Annotated in this window: 13 protein-coding genes; 4 read left to right on the top strand and 9 right to left on the bottom strand. The window is 68.7% G+C overall.

Translation table 11 applies throughout. From position 1 onward, the window contains the following. Positions 1-1476: a nitrogen regulation protein NR(I) gene (ntrC, locus tag N4261_RS19805; RefSeq protein ID WP_261756982.1), complete on the top strand. Its 1476-nt coding sequence runs from the start codon at positions 1-3 to the stop codon at positions 1474-1476. A gap of 201 nt (positions 1477-1677) precedes the next feature. Here ntrC and N4261_RS19800 read toward each other — a convergent pair whose 3' ends face one another. Continuing rightward, positions 1678-2748 (bottom strand): MBL fold metallo-hydrolase, encoded by a 1071-nt coding sequence (locus N4261_RS19800; RefSeq protein WP_261756981.1) that lies wholly within the window; start codon positions 2746-2748, stop codon positions 1678-1680. A 255-nt stretch (positions 2749-3003) separates the two neighbouring features. Here N4261_RS19800 and def point away from each other — a divergent pair, with 255 nt between their 5' ends. Next, positions 3004-3540 (top strand): peptide deformylase, encoded by a 537-nt coding sequence (gene def, locus N4261_RS19795; protein ID WP_261756980.1) that lies wholly within the window; start codon positions 3004-3006, stop codon positions 3538-3540. A 161-nt stretch (positions 3541-3701) separates the two neighbouring features. Next, a complete protein-coding gene (locus N4261_RS19790) occupies positions 3702-5858 on the top strand; it encodes a DUF6600 domain-containing protein (RefSeq protein ID WP_261756979.1) in 2157 nt (718 codons plus the stop codon). Between the two features lie 435 nt (positions 5859-6293). Here N4261_RS19790 and fahA read toward each other — a convergent pair whose 3' ends face one another. From fahA to N4261_RS19765, 5 genes are all read right to left on the bottom strand, one after another. Continuing rightward, positions 6294-7691 (bottom strand): fumarylacetoacetase, encoded by a 1398-nt coding sequence (gene fahA, locus N4261_RS19785; protein WP_261756978.1) that lies wholly within the window; start codon positions 7689-7691, stop codon positions 6294-6296. Continuing rightward, positions 7688-9028, bottom strand: a complete 1341-nt coding sequence (gene hmgA, locus N4261_RS19780) for a homogentisate 1,2-dioxygenase (RefSeq protein ID WP_261760780.1) — start codon at positions 9026-9028, stop codon at positions 7688-7690. The genes fahA and hmgA overlap by 4 nt, the downstream gene beginning before the upstream one ends. A 16-nt stretch (positions 9029-9044) precedes the next feature. Then, the gene (locus tag N4261_RS26245; RefSeq protein ID WP_435531954.1) at positions 9045-9452 is read right to left on the bottom strand and encodes a DUF2783 domain-containing protein; all 408 of its coding nucleotides are present in this window, start codon (positions 9450-9452) and stop codon (positions 9045-9047) included. An 87-nt stretch (positions 9453-9539) separates the two neighbouring features. After that, positions 9540-11546 carry an FAD-dependent oxidoreductase gene (locus N4261_RS19770; RefSeq protein ID WP_261756977.1) on the bottom strand — a complete coding sequence of 669 codons (2007 nt, stop codon included), beginning with the start codon at positions 11544-11546 and terminating at the stop codon, positions 9540-9542. Between the two features lie 4 nt (positions 11547-11550). Beyond that, complete coding sequence (locus N4261_RS19765) at positions 11551-12504, bottom strand: MBL fold metallo-hydrolase (RefSeq protein WP_261756976.1); 954 nt, start codon at positions 12502-12504, stop codon at positions 11551-11553. Between the two features lie 214 nt (positions 12505-12718). Here N4261_RS19765 and N4261_RS19760 point away from each other — a divergent pair, with 214 nt between their 5' ends. Continuing rightward, entirely contained in the window at positions 12719-13552 is an 834-nt protein-coding gene (locus N4261_RS19760; protein WP_261756975.1) for an IclR family transcriptional regulator, read from the top strand. Positions 13553-13611: 59 nt separating this feature from the next. Here the strand turns inward: N4261_RS19760 and N4261_RS19755 are convergent, their stop codons facing one another. The 3 genes from N4261_RS19755 to N4261_RS19745 form a co-directional block, all read right to left on the bottom strand. Then, complete coding sequence (locus tag N4261_RS19755) at positions 13612-14244, bottom strand: hypothetical protein (protein WP_261756974.1); 633 nt, start codon at positions 14242-14244, stop codon at positions 13612-13614. Between the two features lie 95 nt (positions 14245-14339). Further along, on the bottom strand, positions 14340-14618 hold the full coding sequence (locus N4261_RS19750) for a hypothetical protein (protein WP_261756973.1): 279 nt from the start codon (positions 14616-14618) through the stop codon (positions 14340-14342). A gap of 71 nt (positions 14619-14689) precedes the next feature. Then, positions 14690-15757 carry a HAMP domain-containing sensor histidine kinase gene (locus N4261_RS19745; RefSeq protein WP_261756972.1) on the bottom strand — a complete coding sequence of 356 codons (1068 nt, stop codon included), beginning with the start codon at positions 15755-15757 and terminating at the stop codon, positions 14690-14692.

The raw sequence follows: 15757 nt of genomic DNA, 5'->3' as shown, positions 1-15757 counted from the left end.
ATGAAGTCGATCTGGATTGTTGACGACGACCACTCGATCCGTTTTGTGTTGGAAAAGGCGCTCACGCGCGAAGGACTGCCGGTACGCAGCTTCAGCCAGACACGCGAGGTGCTCGCCGCGCTGGAGGAGGACACGCCCCAGGTGCTGGTCTCCGACATCCGGATGCCGGGCGGCTCCGGTCTGGAGCTGCTCAACACCATCAAGAAGCAGTTGCCGGGTCTGCCGGTGATCATCATGACGGCCTACTCCGACCTGGACAGCGCGGTTTCCGCCTTCCAGGGTGGCGCCTTCGAATACCTGCCCAAGCCCTTCGACCTGCCGCGCGCGGTGGAGCTGATCCGGCGCGCGCAGGAGGAGAGCGAGCGCGAATCGGTGATGGAGGAGGCGCAGGTCCAGATGCCCGAGATGCTGGGCCAGGCCCCGGCGATGCAGGACGTCTTCCGCGCCATCGGCCGACTCAGCCAAAGCCATGTCACCGTGCTGATCACTGGTGAATCCGGCTCGGGCAAGGAACTGGTCGCCCGCGCGCTGCACAAGCACAGTCCGCGGGCCGAGGGGCCGTTCGTCGCCATCAACACCGCGGCGATTCCGAAGGACCTGCTGGAGTCCGAACTCTTCGGTCACGAGCGTGGTGCCTTCACCGGCGCGCAGGCGACCCGGCGCGGTCGCTTCGAGCAGGCCGAAGGCGGCACGCTGTTCCTCGATGAAATCGGCGACATGCCGCTGGACCTGCAGACCCGGTTGCTGCGGGTGCTGTCGGACGGCCAGTTCTATCGCGTCGGCGGTCACAGCCCGCAGCGCGCGAATGTGCGGGTGGTGGCGGCCACCCACCAGAACCTGGAGACGCTGGTCAAGGACGGCCGCTTCCGCGAAGACCTGTTCCACCGGCTCAACGTCATCCGCCTGCGTCTGCCGCCGCTGCGTGAGCGACGCGAGGATGTGCCGCTGCTGGCCCGTTATTTCCTGCAGCGCAGCGCCGGCGAGCTGGGGGTCGAAACCAAGCGGTTGTCCGAAGCGGCCCTGCAGCGCCTGGTGAACTTCGATTTCCCCGGCAATGTGCGCCAGTTGGAGAACATCTGCCACTGGCTCAGCGTGATGGCACCCAGCCTGGTGGTGGAAGCCAAGGACCTGCCGCAGGAACTGCTCGCGTCGCCCGGTCAGTTGAGCAGTGTCACCACCGATGTGACGCCGGTCGGCACCGGTCTGCTCAGCACGCCGGTCTCGCTGCCACCGGGCGCGGTGACGCTGCCGCCGTCGCCCGATGCCTGGGTGGCGGAAATGGCCCGCGAAGCTCGCCGCCTGCTCGCCGCCGGTGAGCCGGATGTGTGGGATGTGCTGACCCGTCGTTTCGAAGCCAGCCTGATCCTCACCGCGCTGGACCTCACCCGAGGCCGACGCATCGAGGCCGCGCAGAAGCTTGGCATCGGTCGCAACACCATCACGCGCAAGATTCAGGAATTGAACCTGGACGCGTGACGGACGCCGAGTCGCGCAGCGGCCGGTAGGACGTGGGGACACGGCCTGCCGGCCGTTTTCATTCAGCCTGGAGATTGCGTGTCTGCGCTGATGTCTGCGTGCATGCATGCGTGCCTATGCGAATGCGCGGATGCGCGGATGCTGACTCGCATGCGGCGAAGCCGGCGTTCAGGGTCGACTTCGGCCCCCTCCCGCAGCCGGTCAGGCGCGAGCCGCCTGGCTCGCCTTGTCCACCCACAGTCCCAGGCCCTGCGCATTCAGCTCCACATCCATGGCGAGCAGGTCGGCCACGCGGTCTGCCGTCATCGCATCGCCCAGGTGGGCGGCGACGCGGCGTTGATACAGCGCCAGCAGATCCCGCTTGAGTGCGACGTGCCGATCGGCGGCGTCTTTCAGCTTCATCGCGATCGCGGCCATTTCATCCACCTGCCCCAGCAGCAGGTCTGCGAGCCGCCGCACATCGGCGGCATCGCGGCCGATGCGGCTGTAGTGCGTCAGGAACATCCGGGTGGGCTGGGTCTGCATCATCCGCTCCACCGAGGCGCGCAGCGCGTCGGGCTCGAACTGCACCGGCGAGCTGGTCGGCATGATCCATGCGCCCCGCACCGGGTCGTCGAACTCACGGTAGGACAGGCCGAACGTGTCCCCGGTGAACCAGCCGCCGCTGGTCTCGTCCCACACGCAGAGATGGTGACGGGCATGGCCCGGGGTGTCGATCAGGCGCAGCGTCCGGGCGCCGACGGTGACGCGTTGCTCATCCACGCTCGCGACCGCACGCGACTCGGGCACCGCCACCCGCTCGCCGTAGGAGCGGCGCATCTCCGCTTCACCGTACACCGCCTGTGCGCCGGCCCACAACACCCGCGGGTCGATCATGTGCCGCAGGCCACGCGGATGCACCAGCATCGTGGCGGTCGGCAGTTCCCGCATCAGCGGGCCGACGCCGCCGGCATGGTCCAGATGCACATGGGTCGGGATCACCCAATCCACCGCATTGCGGGCCACGCCCAGCGCATCGAGGGCCGCTAGCAGCCGCGGGACGGCCAGCGCGGTGCCGGTGTCGATGAAGGCCGCGCGGCCCGCATCGACGATCAGGAACGCCGCATCGAAATGATCGCGTTGGAAGGCGGTGTCGATGGCGTAGATGCCGTGCCCCAGGTCTTCCAGAAATACCGGCAAGATGCGCGTTCCGTGGCCTGCGGCATCGTGGGCGAACGGGAGCGACGAGGACGCCGGTGTGGCGGGCGCCGGGGGCGCGATAGGCGTGCTCAAGGTGATGTCTCCGACGACTTCTTAGAATCCCCGCAGATTACGTGAACTTGAGGAGTCGGCTGCCGCAGGCGGGCTTCCACGCGAACATCCGAGTGCGGCTCCCCGTGACCGCTGTCACAGGGATTCGCCCCCGCGAAGGAAACGGATGGAACGCGCGGGCCGGAACTCGCACTTCAGGCGACACCATTCCGCACGTCTCACGTCTCACGTCTCACGTCACCCCGTTCACGCCCCGACCCCTGTCAAGGACACCCCATGGCCATTCGAGAACTTCTCAAGATGGGCGACCCCCGCCTGCTGCGCCACGCCCAACCGGTGCGCGAGTTCGACACGCCCGAGCTGCAATCGCTGCTCCAGGACATGTTCGACACCATGAAAGCCGCCAACGGCGCGGGCCTGGCGGCGCCGCAGATCGGGGTGGACCTCCAGGTGGTGGTGTTCGGCTTCCAGCGCAACGAACGCTATCCCGACGCGCCCCCGGTGCCGATGACGGTGCTGATCAATCCGACCATCACGCCGCTGTCCGATGCGATGGAAGACGGTTGGGAAGGCTGCCTGTCCGTGCCCGGCCTGCGGGGCGTGGTGCCGCGGCTGCAGCGCATCCGCTATCACGGCTTCGACGAGAAGGGCGAGCCCATCGACCGAGAGGCCGATGGCTTCCACGCTCGCGTGGTCCAGCATGAGTGCGATCACCTGATCGGCACGCTCTATCCGATGCGGATCAAGGACTTCAGCCGCTTCGGCTACACCGAGGTGCTGTTCCCGGGCATGGATCCGAATACGGACGATTGAAGTCGGTGGGGGGGGGATCGCCGTGCGAAGGTCCGCCCTTGCCCGTGTCCAGGCAGGGCCGGCCCGCTTGACCGATCTGCAACACCGCGTCAAGTTGTAAGCAGCGGTGCACCGATCTGGGGTTCAGACGTTAAGAAAGCTCCGCAGGTGGAGCCGTGGGCATGACACAGTCGATCCGATCTTTGCCGTCACCGAAGGGCGCCGGGCCGCGTGGGCTCCCGGCGCGCTGGTTGTTCCTGGCGCACCTGGCGCAGTTGTTGATGCCGCGGTCCCTGGTCTGGCAGATGCAGTCCATGATCCGGCGGCTCGTGGCGCGGCCGGTGCTGGCCGTGCTGCTGGGACTGTGGTCGACCCTGGCCCTGACCGGCGCCGCCTGGGCGGACCCGCCCACCCGCGCCGGCCGCGTCGCCGACGTGATCGGCCAGGTCTGGCTGTATGACGCCGACGCGCGGGAATGGATCCAGATCCAGCGCAACCAGACGCTGGCCGAGGGCGACCGTCTGCGCAGCGAGGACGATGCCCGTGCCACGTTGAGCGTCGGCTCCACCACCCTCTGGCTGGATGGACGCAGCGAGATCGAGTTCGATGCGCTCAACGACAACCGCATCACGGTGCAGATCATTTCCGGCGCGGCGGGCCTGCGCCTGCGCAATCAGGAAGCGGCCGAGGAATGGTCGATCCGCACGCTGGAAGGCCGCTTCAGCTTCGAGCGTGAAGGGCTCTACCGGATCACCCAGGAAGAGCGCGGCAGCCAGGCCCAGTCCTGGCAGGGCAAGCTGCGTTTCGACTCGCGCGCGAGCGAGGTCCAGCCGGTCTGGCTCGCGACCAACGAACAGGCGGAATTCTGGTGGGACAACGGCGCCCGCACCGAGCGCCAGCCCCTGGAGCGCGACACCTTCGCGCAGTTCATGCTGGGCGATGCCCGTTCCACCGGCGCCTTGCCGGCGCTGCCGGCGCAGGTGGTGTCGCCGGAGATGACCGGCGTGGAAGAACTGGGTCGCTACGGCACCTGGCAACAGAGTCCCGATTACGGCCATGTCTGGGTGCCGACCACGATCGTGGTGCAGGACTGGGCACCGTATCGATACGGCCGTTGGGTCTGGAGCCGCCACTGGGGCTGGACCTGGGTCGACGACATGCCCTGGGGCTTCGCCCCGTTCCACTATGGCCGCTGGGCCTACTGGCGCGACCGCTGGTGCTGGGTGCCCGGCCCGTATGCCGCCCGGCCCGCCTATTCGCCGGCGATGGTCGGCTGGGTGGGCGGCTCGAGTGTCAGCGTGGGCATCACCATTGGCGGGCGCCGTCCGCCGCCGCCGAGCTACGGCGGCTGGGTCCCGCTGGCTCCGCGTGAAGTGTTCGTGCCGCGTTATCGCTACAGCCCGGACTACTGGCGCCGGGTCAATCCGCACATCGAACCCGGTCGCGTCACGCGTCCGAACGATCCGCTGCCGCAGTACCGTTTCGAGCGGGAGCACGGCCGCCTGTTCACGCAGCAGCCGCCGCCGGCCCGTCCGGTCACCAGCGCGCCGTTGATGCCGCAGCGTTCCTGGCCGGAACGTCCGGGCGGGCGCGGCGATGGGCGCCCTGACGGACGTCCTGATGGACGCCCGGACGGCCGCAACGATGACCGCAATGTCGGCCGTCCGGACGGTCGCCCCGATGACCGCAACTTCGGTCGCCCGGTGGGACAGCCGGTCAATCCGACCGTGACGACGCCCTCGGGCTCCACCAACGCGCCCGGCCGCAACCTGCCGATCATTGTCCCGATGCATCCGAATGAGTCCGGTCAGCCGCCCGCGCAGACCGGGCCGCAGATCCAACAGCCGGTTGTGGGCCAGCCGCAGCGCGGTCCGGATGTCCGCCGACCTGACGACCGCCGCGAAGGCGATCGTGACGGCCGGCCGGCGTGGCAGGGCCGCGATAACCGGGGCGATAACCGGGGCGATGACCGACGCGAGGGTCGCGGCGACCACCGCGGTGACTGGCAACGTCCGGATCGACGGGAGGAGCCGGTTCGTGTCGCACCGCCGCAAGCGCCGCGCATCGAGCCGCCCCGGATGGAGCAACCCCGGTTCGAACAGCCGCGCAGGGACTTCCCGCGTGTTGAACAGGCCCCGCGCTTCGAGCCGCCTCGGGTGGAGTCGCCTCGAATGGAGCCACCGCGCATGCCAATGCCGCAAGCGCAACCTCAGCCACAGCCCCGAGTCGAGGCGCCACGGCAGGAGCCTCGCCGGGTGGAGGCGCCGCGTCCTGCGCCGGCGCAGCCGACTCAGGGTCCGGGCCGGGGAGACGACGTCAGGCGGCAGAACGAACGCTGACGGCCGGCCTGAGAGCCGCCTGCAAACGCCGCTGGCAATCACGCCCGCGGCGTTTGACTTTCTGGACCTTGGACGTTCAAGCACGCCCGCACATCGAGCACCCGCGATGGTCAGCGCAGAGGGCGTCGCTGGGCCGGTGGTTGGCCACGGGCACGCGATTGGCCAAAGACCGACGACGACCCACGACGACCGACGACGACCGACGGCGACCAGCGACGACCGACGGCGACCAGCGACGACCGACGGCGACCAGCGACGACCGACGACCACCCGCGACGACCGGTGATGACCGGTGATGACCGGTGATGACCGGCGACGACTGGCAGACGCGTCGCTGAAGCCAGGATGCCGACGTCTGGCGCCTCGCCGCCGGGGCAACGCCGCGCGGACCACCACCGCGGCTCGTGCGCGGTGCTGGCCCTGCGACGCGCCCGTTCAGCCCACGGCGGGCAGCACCGTCCCGACGCAGGCGCCAAAGCCGATGCGTCGACGGCCCTCGGCGGTGCAGAAGCCCACCAGGGCCACGCTGTCGCCGTCCTGAAGGAAGGTGCGCTGCTCGCCGTTGGGCAGGGTCAGGGCTTGCTTGCCGCCTTGCGTCAGCTCCAGCAGCGAGCCGCCCTGATCGGCCGCCGCGCCGCTCTGGGTGCCGGAACCGAACAGGTCGCCAGGCTGCAGGTTGCAGCCGTTGCTGGCGTGATGGGTCAGCATCTGGGCGAAGGTCCAATAGGCATCGCCAAAGTCCGAGCCCATCAACCGCGCCGGCAGCTCGCCCGCCTCGCGCATCGCGCGGGTCTGCAGATGCACTTCCAGCTGGATCGAGATGGCGCCGCTCTCCCGGTTCGCGGCCCCGTCCAGATAAGGCAACGGCGCAGGGTCTCCCTCCGCCCGCACGAAGGCCCGGCGGAACGGCGCCAGGGCCTCCGCCGTGATCACCCAGGGCGAGATCGTGGTCGCGAAGCTCTTGGCCAGGAACGGTCCCAGCGGCTGGTATTCCCAGGCCTGCACATCCCGCGCGGACCAATCGTTCAGCAACACCAGACCGAAGAGATGCTGCTCTGCGGCGTCGATGCCGATCGGCTGTCCAGCCTCATTGCCGACGCCCACCAAGGCGCCCACCTCCAGTTCGTAGTCCAGGCGCTTGCAGGGGCCGAAGCTGGGGGCCTCGGCATCCGGCGCCTTCGTCTGTCCCATCGGTCGCCGAAAGGTCTGGCCGCTCACACCGATGGACGACGCCCGGCCGTGGTACCCGATCGGCACCCACTTGTAGTTGGGCAGCAGCGGCTGGTCGGGGCGGAACAGCTTGCCGACGGCGGTCGCGTGATGGATGCCGGCATAGAAGTCGGTGTAGTCGCCGATGCGGCAGGGCAGGGTGTGCTCGATCTCGCTGAGCGGGATCAGCGCCTGGGACAGACGCGCCTGAAGCTCGGCTGGAGCGTCCGACCGCAGCGCGGCGAACAGCTGCAGCCGGCAGTCGCCACGCAGGTGCGCACCGGCGGCCATCAGCGGGTTCAGGCCCAGCGATTCGCAGGCGCGCAGGGCGGTGGCGACCGGTTCGGAGAACACGCCCGCGTCGGCCGCGCGGATCAGGTCCAGCGCCTGGTCGCCGATGGCGGTCATCGGGCGGAAGCTGCCGGTGCCGGTGCCGGTGCCGGCCGCCGCTGCACCGTCGTCGCCCGTTTGCGGCGAACGTTGACGAGCCATGCCCAGCGGCAGGTTCTGGATCGGGAAATCGGTGTCGGGCTGGTTGGCCGAGTCGACCCAGCTCGTCAGCGCCGGATCGTGGGTGTGGTCGAGATGGCGCCAGGTGTCGGCGGCAAAGAGGGAATGGCTCATGGGGTGGGAGGTGTCGAGAAATGATCGTGGAGCCCGCGCCAGCAGGCGGCGTACTGGGTGTCGAGCGCGCCGCCGTTCATCGCATAGGCGGTGGGGCGGAAACGCCAGCGGCTTTCAAACATGAAGGCCAGGGTGTGGTCGAGCTTTTGCGGTGTCAGCGTGCGGGTGCTGGCGGCCTCGAAGGCATCGGCATCCGGCCCGTGCGGCACATGACTGTTGTGCAGGCTGGCGCCGCCGGGACGGAAGCCCTCCGGCTTGGCGTCGTACTGGCCATGGATCAGGCCCATGAACTCGCTCATCAGATTGCGGTGATACCAGGGCGGGCGGAAGGTGTCCTCCTGCACCAGCCAGCGCGGCGGGAAGATCACGAAGTCGCAGTTCGCGGTGCCCGGCGTGTCGCTGGGCGAGGTCAGCACGGTGAAGATGGACGGATCGGGATGATCGAAGCTGATCGACCCGATCGTCATGAAGGTCGCGGTGTCGTACTTCAGCGGCGTGAGATTGCCGTGCCAGGCCACCACATTGAACGGCGTGACCGCCTGCTGATTGCGCCACAACTGGCCGCCGTACTTGCGGATGACCTCGTACGGCGCGTCGGCCTCATGCGCCGCGACAGGTGCCTGGAAATCGCGGGGATTGGCCAGCCCGTTGGAGCCGATCGGTCCCAGCTCCGGCAATCGGAACGGGGCACCGTAGTTCTCGCAGACATAGCCCCGCGCGGTCAGCTCCTGCAGCTCCACACGGAAGTTCACCCCACGCGGCACCAGCGCAATCTCACCGGGGACCACGTCCAGCAGGCCCATCTCGGTGACCAGGCGCAGGCCGCCTTGCTGCGGCACGATCAGCATTTCGCCGTCCGCATTCATCAGCGCACGCTGCTGCATCGAGCGGTTGCAGAGGTAGACCAGGGCGGCCATGCCGGTCTGGCCGTCGGGATCGCCATTGGCGACCAAGGTCTTCAGGCCATCGACGAAGTCCACCGCCACCTCGTCGGCGGGCAACGGAAACGGATGCCAGCGCAGCGGATCCGGCGGCACCGGCACGCCGCCGGCCGCGCCGGAGGTCCATGCCGGCGCGTCATAGGGCTGGAAGGCCCCGGTGACCACCGACGGCTGGCGGCGGTACAGCCAGGTGCGGCGGTTCTCCACCCGTGGCGCGGTGAAGGCCGAGCCCGACAGCAGTTCGGGATAGAGGCGGAGCGGCGCGCGCTGCGGGCTGTTGCGCCCCTTTGGAAGCGCGCCGGGCACGGCCTCGGTCTCGAACTGATTGCCGAAACCGTGTTGGTAGCGCAGCGCGCCGGGCGGGGTGGCCGCAGGGGCCGAGTCATCGGTCGTCATGGGGGTGTGGACGGGGTCAGGGGCGTTCATGGCTGTCCTTGTGGGAAGCGGAAACCGCAGAGACGGCGGAGGAGGCATCGGTCGGTGAAGCGGCCGCATCGCCGGGCCCGGTCGCGCTCGGGGCCACCGTGGCGGTCGTGTCCGGAGCGACCGCTCCCGCAGCGGGTTGGGATGCAGAAGGGGATGCGTTCGATGCGGCAGGCGATGCGGCTGTCGATGTCGATGGCGTTGACTTCAACGGCGCGGTGGCCGCCGCCAGGGCCTCCAGCAGCACGTCCTGCTGACCGATGTGATTGGCCAGCAGCAGGATGAGCCGGGCGTTGAGGGCCTGGCTCTCGATCGGCGACAGGTCTTGATGCGCCGCCAGCAGCGCTTCGTAGAAATCGTCGCCGGACTGGAAATGGGGGTGGGTGATGAGTGCCATCGTCGATGCGTGCCGATTGGTGGGGAGCGTCGCGTTTGCTGCGTGGTTGGCCGGGGTCGGGCGGGTGGGTGGCGCTGGTGGCGCGGATCACGGGCGCAGCGCCAGCGCGCGGCGCACGGCGGCTTTCAACTGCACCGGTTCCACCTGCCGCCACCGCGCACAGACATGCTGGTCCGGACGCATCAGCACCACGCTGCCGGGGCGTGCGTCATAGCGGGTGCGCAGCAGGCCGTCCGGGTCTGTGAGGACCATAGCGCCCGCATCGGGCAACTGCAACGCAGACGTGCCGCGCACCACGAGGACGGTAGGCGCGGGCAAGCCCTCGAAGGCCTGCAGGACGGCGTGGACGATGTGCGCCGTCTGCATCGTCCCTGCGGCCTCGGTCGTCTCTGTAGTTACGGATGCGGCTTCGGAAGTCTCTTCCGCTTCATCCGCTTCATCCGCCGGTGCCCGCATCGCTGTCGCGCATGCCGCGATCTCTCCCGACGAGGCACCCGAGACGCTTCGGTCCCCGCCGCCTTCGGCCGCAAACACCAGCGCGGTGAAACGGCCGGCCCGGGTGAGGCGCAGCAACCAGTCCGGTCGTCCCTCGATCATCACGGGGGCATCCAGGGCCACCGCGCCGAGGCGCATCGGTCCCTCGAATGCGGCGCTGATGGCGGCCGGTTCCTGGCCACTGCCGCTGTCCGCTGTCTGGCCCACATCCGCCGTATTCAACGTCGACTGCGCCAACACTGAAGGCACCGACAGCCGGCCGCTGTTGACCAGCCGCCGGGCAAAGTCGAAGTCACGGGCCAGGTCCAGCACGGCGGCGCGGAACAGGTGACTGATCTCGCTCTTGGGCGTGATGAAGTCGGTGGCGCGGCTGGAGTGGCGAATGTTCTCGTCGGCGGCGGCCTCGCGCTCCCGGGCGTAGCTGTCCAACAGGTCGGAGCCTGCCTCGCCGCGCAGCACGCTGGCCAGCTTCCAGGCGAGGTTGTCGGCATCCTGCACTCCGGAGTTGGCGCCGCGCGCGCCGAAGGGCGAAACCCCATGCGCCGCATCCCCGGCGAAGAGCACCCGGCCATGCCGGAAGCTCGCCATGCGGCTGCAGGCAAAGGTGTAGACGCTGGCCCAGACCAGCTCGATCTCGGGTGCCGTGCCGTCGCCTCCTGCGGCCTGCGAGGCCTGGGTCATCAGCGCCCGCACCCGCGGCAGGATGCGTTCAGGCTGTTTTTCGAGTTCCGGATCGGCGTCCCAGCCCAACTGGAAATCGATGCGCCACACGCCCTTCGGTTGACGATGCAGCAGCACGCTGCGGCCGGGGTGGAAGGGCGGATCAAACCAGAACCAGCGCTCGGCCGGGAACGGCGCGGTCATGCGCACATCGGCAATCAGGAAGCGGTCCAGGAACCGACGTCCCTGGCTGCCCAGGCCCAGTCCGGTCCGGATCGGCGAGCGGGCGCCGTCGCAGGCGACCAGGTAATCCGTCAGCAGGGTGTAGTCGCCTTCCGGCGTCTGGATGCGCAGCGAGATGGGCGCGTCCGACGACGTCGGCACGATGACGTCGATCAGCGCGTGATGCCAGCGCAGGTCCACGAGCGGGAGCGACAACGCGCGTTCCACGAGGACGCCTTCGACCTCGTACTGCGGCAGGTTCACGAAGGCCGGACGTTGATGGCCGCCTTCGGCCGACAGGTTGAACTGGTAGACCTGCTCGTCCCGGAAGAAGACCCGGCCCACGTCCCACGACACGCCGCGATCGACCAGCCGTTGGCCGCAGCCCAGCCGGTCGAAGATCTCCAGCGTGCGCTTGGCAAAGCACAGCGCACGAGACCCCACCGAGAGCCGCCCGTCGTCATTGAGCAGCACGACAGGCACCTGCTGCAGCGCGAGGTCGATCGCCAGCGACAGCCCCACCGGGCCGGCACCGACCACCACCACCGGATGCCGCGCCGGGGTGGCGAGGTCCTGGTCGCGGTGGCGTCGATAGGGATAGCGGACCTGCTGGTAGTCGACGTCGACGTCGACTTCGGCGCCCACGTCGTCCCCGTCGACGCCCACGTCCACGCCAACGTCGATGCCGACGCGATCTGCGGCCTGCGGCGCCGTCATCGCCTCAGCCTTCCAGCGTCTTCCACATCGCCTGGTCGCGCTCGGCGGTCCAGATGCGCGGGTCGCGATGGGCGGTCACTTCATCAAAGCAGCGTGTCACGTCGAAGGGCATGCAGTGGTCGAAGATCACCCAGTGGCCGTACCTCTGCTTCATGACCGCATAGGTGTCCTTGTAGACCGCGTTCAGGTCCTTGCCCGCCGCGACCCCGGCCGTCACCGCCGCGTGCAGATCGGCGATGAAGGCGCGGGTGCCGGCCAGGCCTTGGGCCACGCGTTCCGGCGTGGTCAGTGCGGCGCCGCGGCCGGGCACCAGCGCCGCAGGCTGCAGGGCGGCCATGCGTTCCAGCGTCTGAGGCCAGTCGGTGAAGTAGGCGTCGCCGGCGTAGGGCGTGGCGTCGAACTCCACCAGGTCGCCGGAGAAGAGGATCTTCTGCTGCGGCAGCCAGGCCACCGTGTCGCCCTTGGTGTGGCCGCGGCCGAGCTGCAGCAACTGCACTTCCAGCGAGCCCAGCCACAGGCTCATCGAACCGGTGAAGGTGAGGGTCGGCCAGGTGAGGCCCGCGGGCACCGTCTCCACATCCCGGAACAGCCGCGGAAAGCGGCCGATCTCGCTGGCCTTGTCCTGCTCGCCGCGCTCCACGATCAGGTCGTAGGTGTCGCGGCTGGCGATGATCTGCTGCGGCGCATAGGCCGAGGCGCCCAGCACCCGCACCGCGTGGTAGTGGCTGAGCACCACGTATTTGATGGGTTTGTCGGTCACCTCACGGATGCGCCGGATCACGTCCTGCGCCATGGCGGGCGTGGCCTGGGTGTCGATCACCATCACCGCGTCGTCGCCGATGATCACGCCGGTGTTGGGATCGCCTTCGGCCGTGTAGGCATAGGCGTTCTCGCTGAGCTTGACGAAGGAAACCTGCTTCTCGTCGAGATCGGCCTGGCTGGCGAATTTCTTGCTCATGGGCGGTGCTTTCCTGGGCGGCGGCGGGTGGGAACCGGGTGATGCGGTGCGCGATGCAGGGGCGATGCAATGGGCGAATCGGTCCACTGAGGCATTCGTCCAAACTGAATGCGTTCAACATCGATGAATTTTTGACCGCTCGCCGCGAATATAGCGCCGGCGTGAAACCTGTTCAACAATAACGAACTCGCAAGCCCGGTTTTCTCTTCCATCCATGAGCCACGACGACCCCTCCGACCCCACCGGCGACGACCGCCGCGGCATCCAGAGCATCGAGGTGGGCGGTCGCCTGCTGAAGGCCGCGGCGGCGCGCGGGCAGCCGATGCCGCTGAAGGCGCTGTCTCAGGCTGCAGACATGACACCGGCCAAGGCGCATCCGTACCTGGTAAGTTTCTGCAAGCTGGGGCTGATGAATCAGGATCCGGCGACCGGCTATTACCGGCTGGGCCCGCTGGCGCTGGAGATGGGGCTGATCGGCCTGCGGCAGATCGATCCGATCCGCGAAGCCACGGCCATGCTGGAGGATCTGGCGCAGGACATCGGCCATACGGTGGCGATCGCGGTTTGGGGCTCGCAGGGTGCGACCATCGTGCGCACGGCCGATTCACCGGCGGCGGTGCATGTGACGATGCGCCACGGCACCGTGGTGTCGCTGTTCGATACCGCCTCGGGCCCGCTGTTCGCGGCGCATCGCCCGGTGGCGGAGGTCAAGACGCTGCTGACCGATGCCCGCCAGCGCGGCCCGATGGACCTGGCGCGGGTCGGTCGCCATGACCGCCGCCGCGCCGTCCCGAGCTGGGCCGAGTTTGCGCGGCAGTTGGCGGAAATCCGCGAGCGCGGGATGCACCGGTCGGTCGGGGGCATCGTCGAAGGGGTGAGTGCGCTGGCAGTGCCGGTGTTTGACGGCGACGGCCAGATGACGATCGCGCTCACCGCGATCGGACCGTCCGGCGCCTTTGATTCCGAATGGGAGGGCGAGGTGGCGCAGCGGCTCTCCCGCGCGGCGGCGGAACTGATGCAGCGCATCGGAGGGCGAGCGCCTGGTTGATGCCGGGCCTGTCGGCGAGGGCGGGGAGGTTGGAGAGGTCGATCATGGCCGGCAGGGTCTCACCGACACACGCGGATCGGCGCCGTCTTGCTGCCATAGGTGGCCGAGAGCGTCGATTGCGCCTCGACCCACCGCGACAGCGTGCGGCGGATGGTTCCATCCGGCAGGCGCTCCGTCTTCAGGCAAAGCCCGGGATCCAGGCCCATCGCGATCTTCTCTTCGAAGGTGGGTTTCGGCGTGTTGGCGCGTGGGTCGTTCACGGCCGGATTGGACAACGCGCCCCGCATCACCTCGCGGCTAGGCGCCAGGGCCAATCCGGTGGACCCCGACGGCCCCGTCGAACCGGTCGGCCCGCTTCGCCCGACTCCCGAGGCCGCCGCGCCAGGCGATGCGACCGACGCGCCATCCAGACCAACCGCACCGTGGGATGACGGGGCCTGGATCGGCGCTGCGGTCTCCGGTGGCACGGCCAGCGCAGGCGGTGGCAGCACGGGCACCGGCAGCGTCGGCAGCGGCTGAAGGATCAGACGAGCCGACGTCGCGGGCGGCGGCAGCCGCGGTGCCATGGAGGGCGCCGGCGTTTCCCTGCGTGCCGGGGCCGTGGCAAGAGGCAGAAGTCGCAATGTGATGGCGACCGGTGTCGTCGCGTCGTGCGGGGCCACGAGCGCCGTGCGCCACAGCGTCATCAGCATCGCCAGATGCACTGCACCGACGACGGCAGCCGCCGCAAGGCGTCGGCCCCGCGGCGACGCCGCTGCCCGCGCAGGCGGGACGTCCCTGACCGCCGTCAATGAACCACCTCCGGCAAGCCGGCGGGCGCGCGTCGCGGTCGGGCCATCGGCAGACAACGCAGCGGCGGGAGCGCCACGGCCCCCTCGTCGGGCTCATCGAACAGCGGGTCCGGCCATCCGGACTCGCAATCGAGCGGCATGAGGGGAGGCCGGGCGAACGGGGACCACAGCGGCCAGGTGGCGACAAGCAGCACCAGGATCCTTGCGTAGAGATGAAGGGAGACGATCAGCCAGTCCCGCCACAAGGGCAGCGAGGTTCGAAACGGTGATCTCATGCGCTGGCGCTCGGCGGTCTGACGGTGCGCCGATGCTAGGGACGCCATCCGTTGCCTGCCGTTCGCCAAGGTTAGGCTGGGTAAATATGGCTCCTGGGCAGTGCCATCCGCATCGTCAATCCGCCCCCTGGCCGCGCTTGTGCACGGATCTCGCCCCCATGCAGGGCAAAGGCGCGCTGGGCGATGGCCAGGCCCAGGCCCACGCCCTGCACATTCTCCGACCCGGCCACTCGCGCAAAGGGCTCGAAGATCCTGTCCAGCATGTCCGGCGGCACGCCTGGACCCTGGTCTTCGATCCAGCAGTTCAGGCTGTCGGTGGCGGCATCGATCTCGACCCTGACCTGCACCTCGCTGCCTGCCGAGGTGAACTTGATCGCATTGCGGATCACGTTCTCGAAGGCACGGTAGATCAGCTCGCCATGCACTTCGGCCACGAACTGGCCCTGCGCTTCCAGCCGGAGTGATTTGCCTTGGGCCTGGGCTTCGAACTGAGCGTCCTCGGCGATCGCCTGGAGCAGGTCCAGCACATCGATCCGGCTCGCGGGCGTGAAGCCCGCGCCGGCTTCCAGGCGGTGCCAGGTCAGGAGTTCCTCGATCAAGGCGTCCAGGCGCTGGCTCTCCCGCTCGATGCGGTCGAGCATGGCATCCGTTTGCTCCGGGGATTGCCGCAGCAGTCCGATGGCCAGTTGCAGTCGCGCCAGCGGCGATCTGAGCTCGTGCGAGATGTCGTGCAGCAGCAGGTTGCGGGATTCGGTGACCTGTTGGAGCTGCCTCGCCATGCGGTCGAAATCGCCGGCCAGGTCGACGATCTCATCATTGCGCCGCCCCATGCGGTCCTGCACCCGGGTATCCAGATGGCCTTCGGCCACCCGGTGCAGGGCCCAACTGAGATGGCGGATCGGACGTGACAAATACCATGCCAGCCCCGCGCTGGTGAGCAGCATCGTGACCAGCACCGAGCCCAGCGGCACGACCGGTACCAGGCCGAAGAGCAGCATCATCTCGGCATCGTTGGGCGGTGGACGACGGCCGGTGAGGTGAAAGTAGAAGGTCACGCAGACCAGGGTCAAGGTCATTCCGGCCCATTGCGACAGGAAGAACTTCCAGAACAGGCGTCCGGTGCGCCGGGTGCCCGCCAT

This window comes from Roseateles amylovorans, from assembly GCF_025398155.2.
In the GTDB taxonomy this organism is placed as follows: Bacteria; Pseudomonadota; Gammaproteobacteria; order Burkholderiales; family Burkholderiaceae_C; genus Roseateles; species Roseateles amylovorans.
Note: the sequence above shows the minus strand (reverse complement) of the source record. Positions and strands in the feature narration are given on the sequence as shown.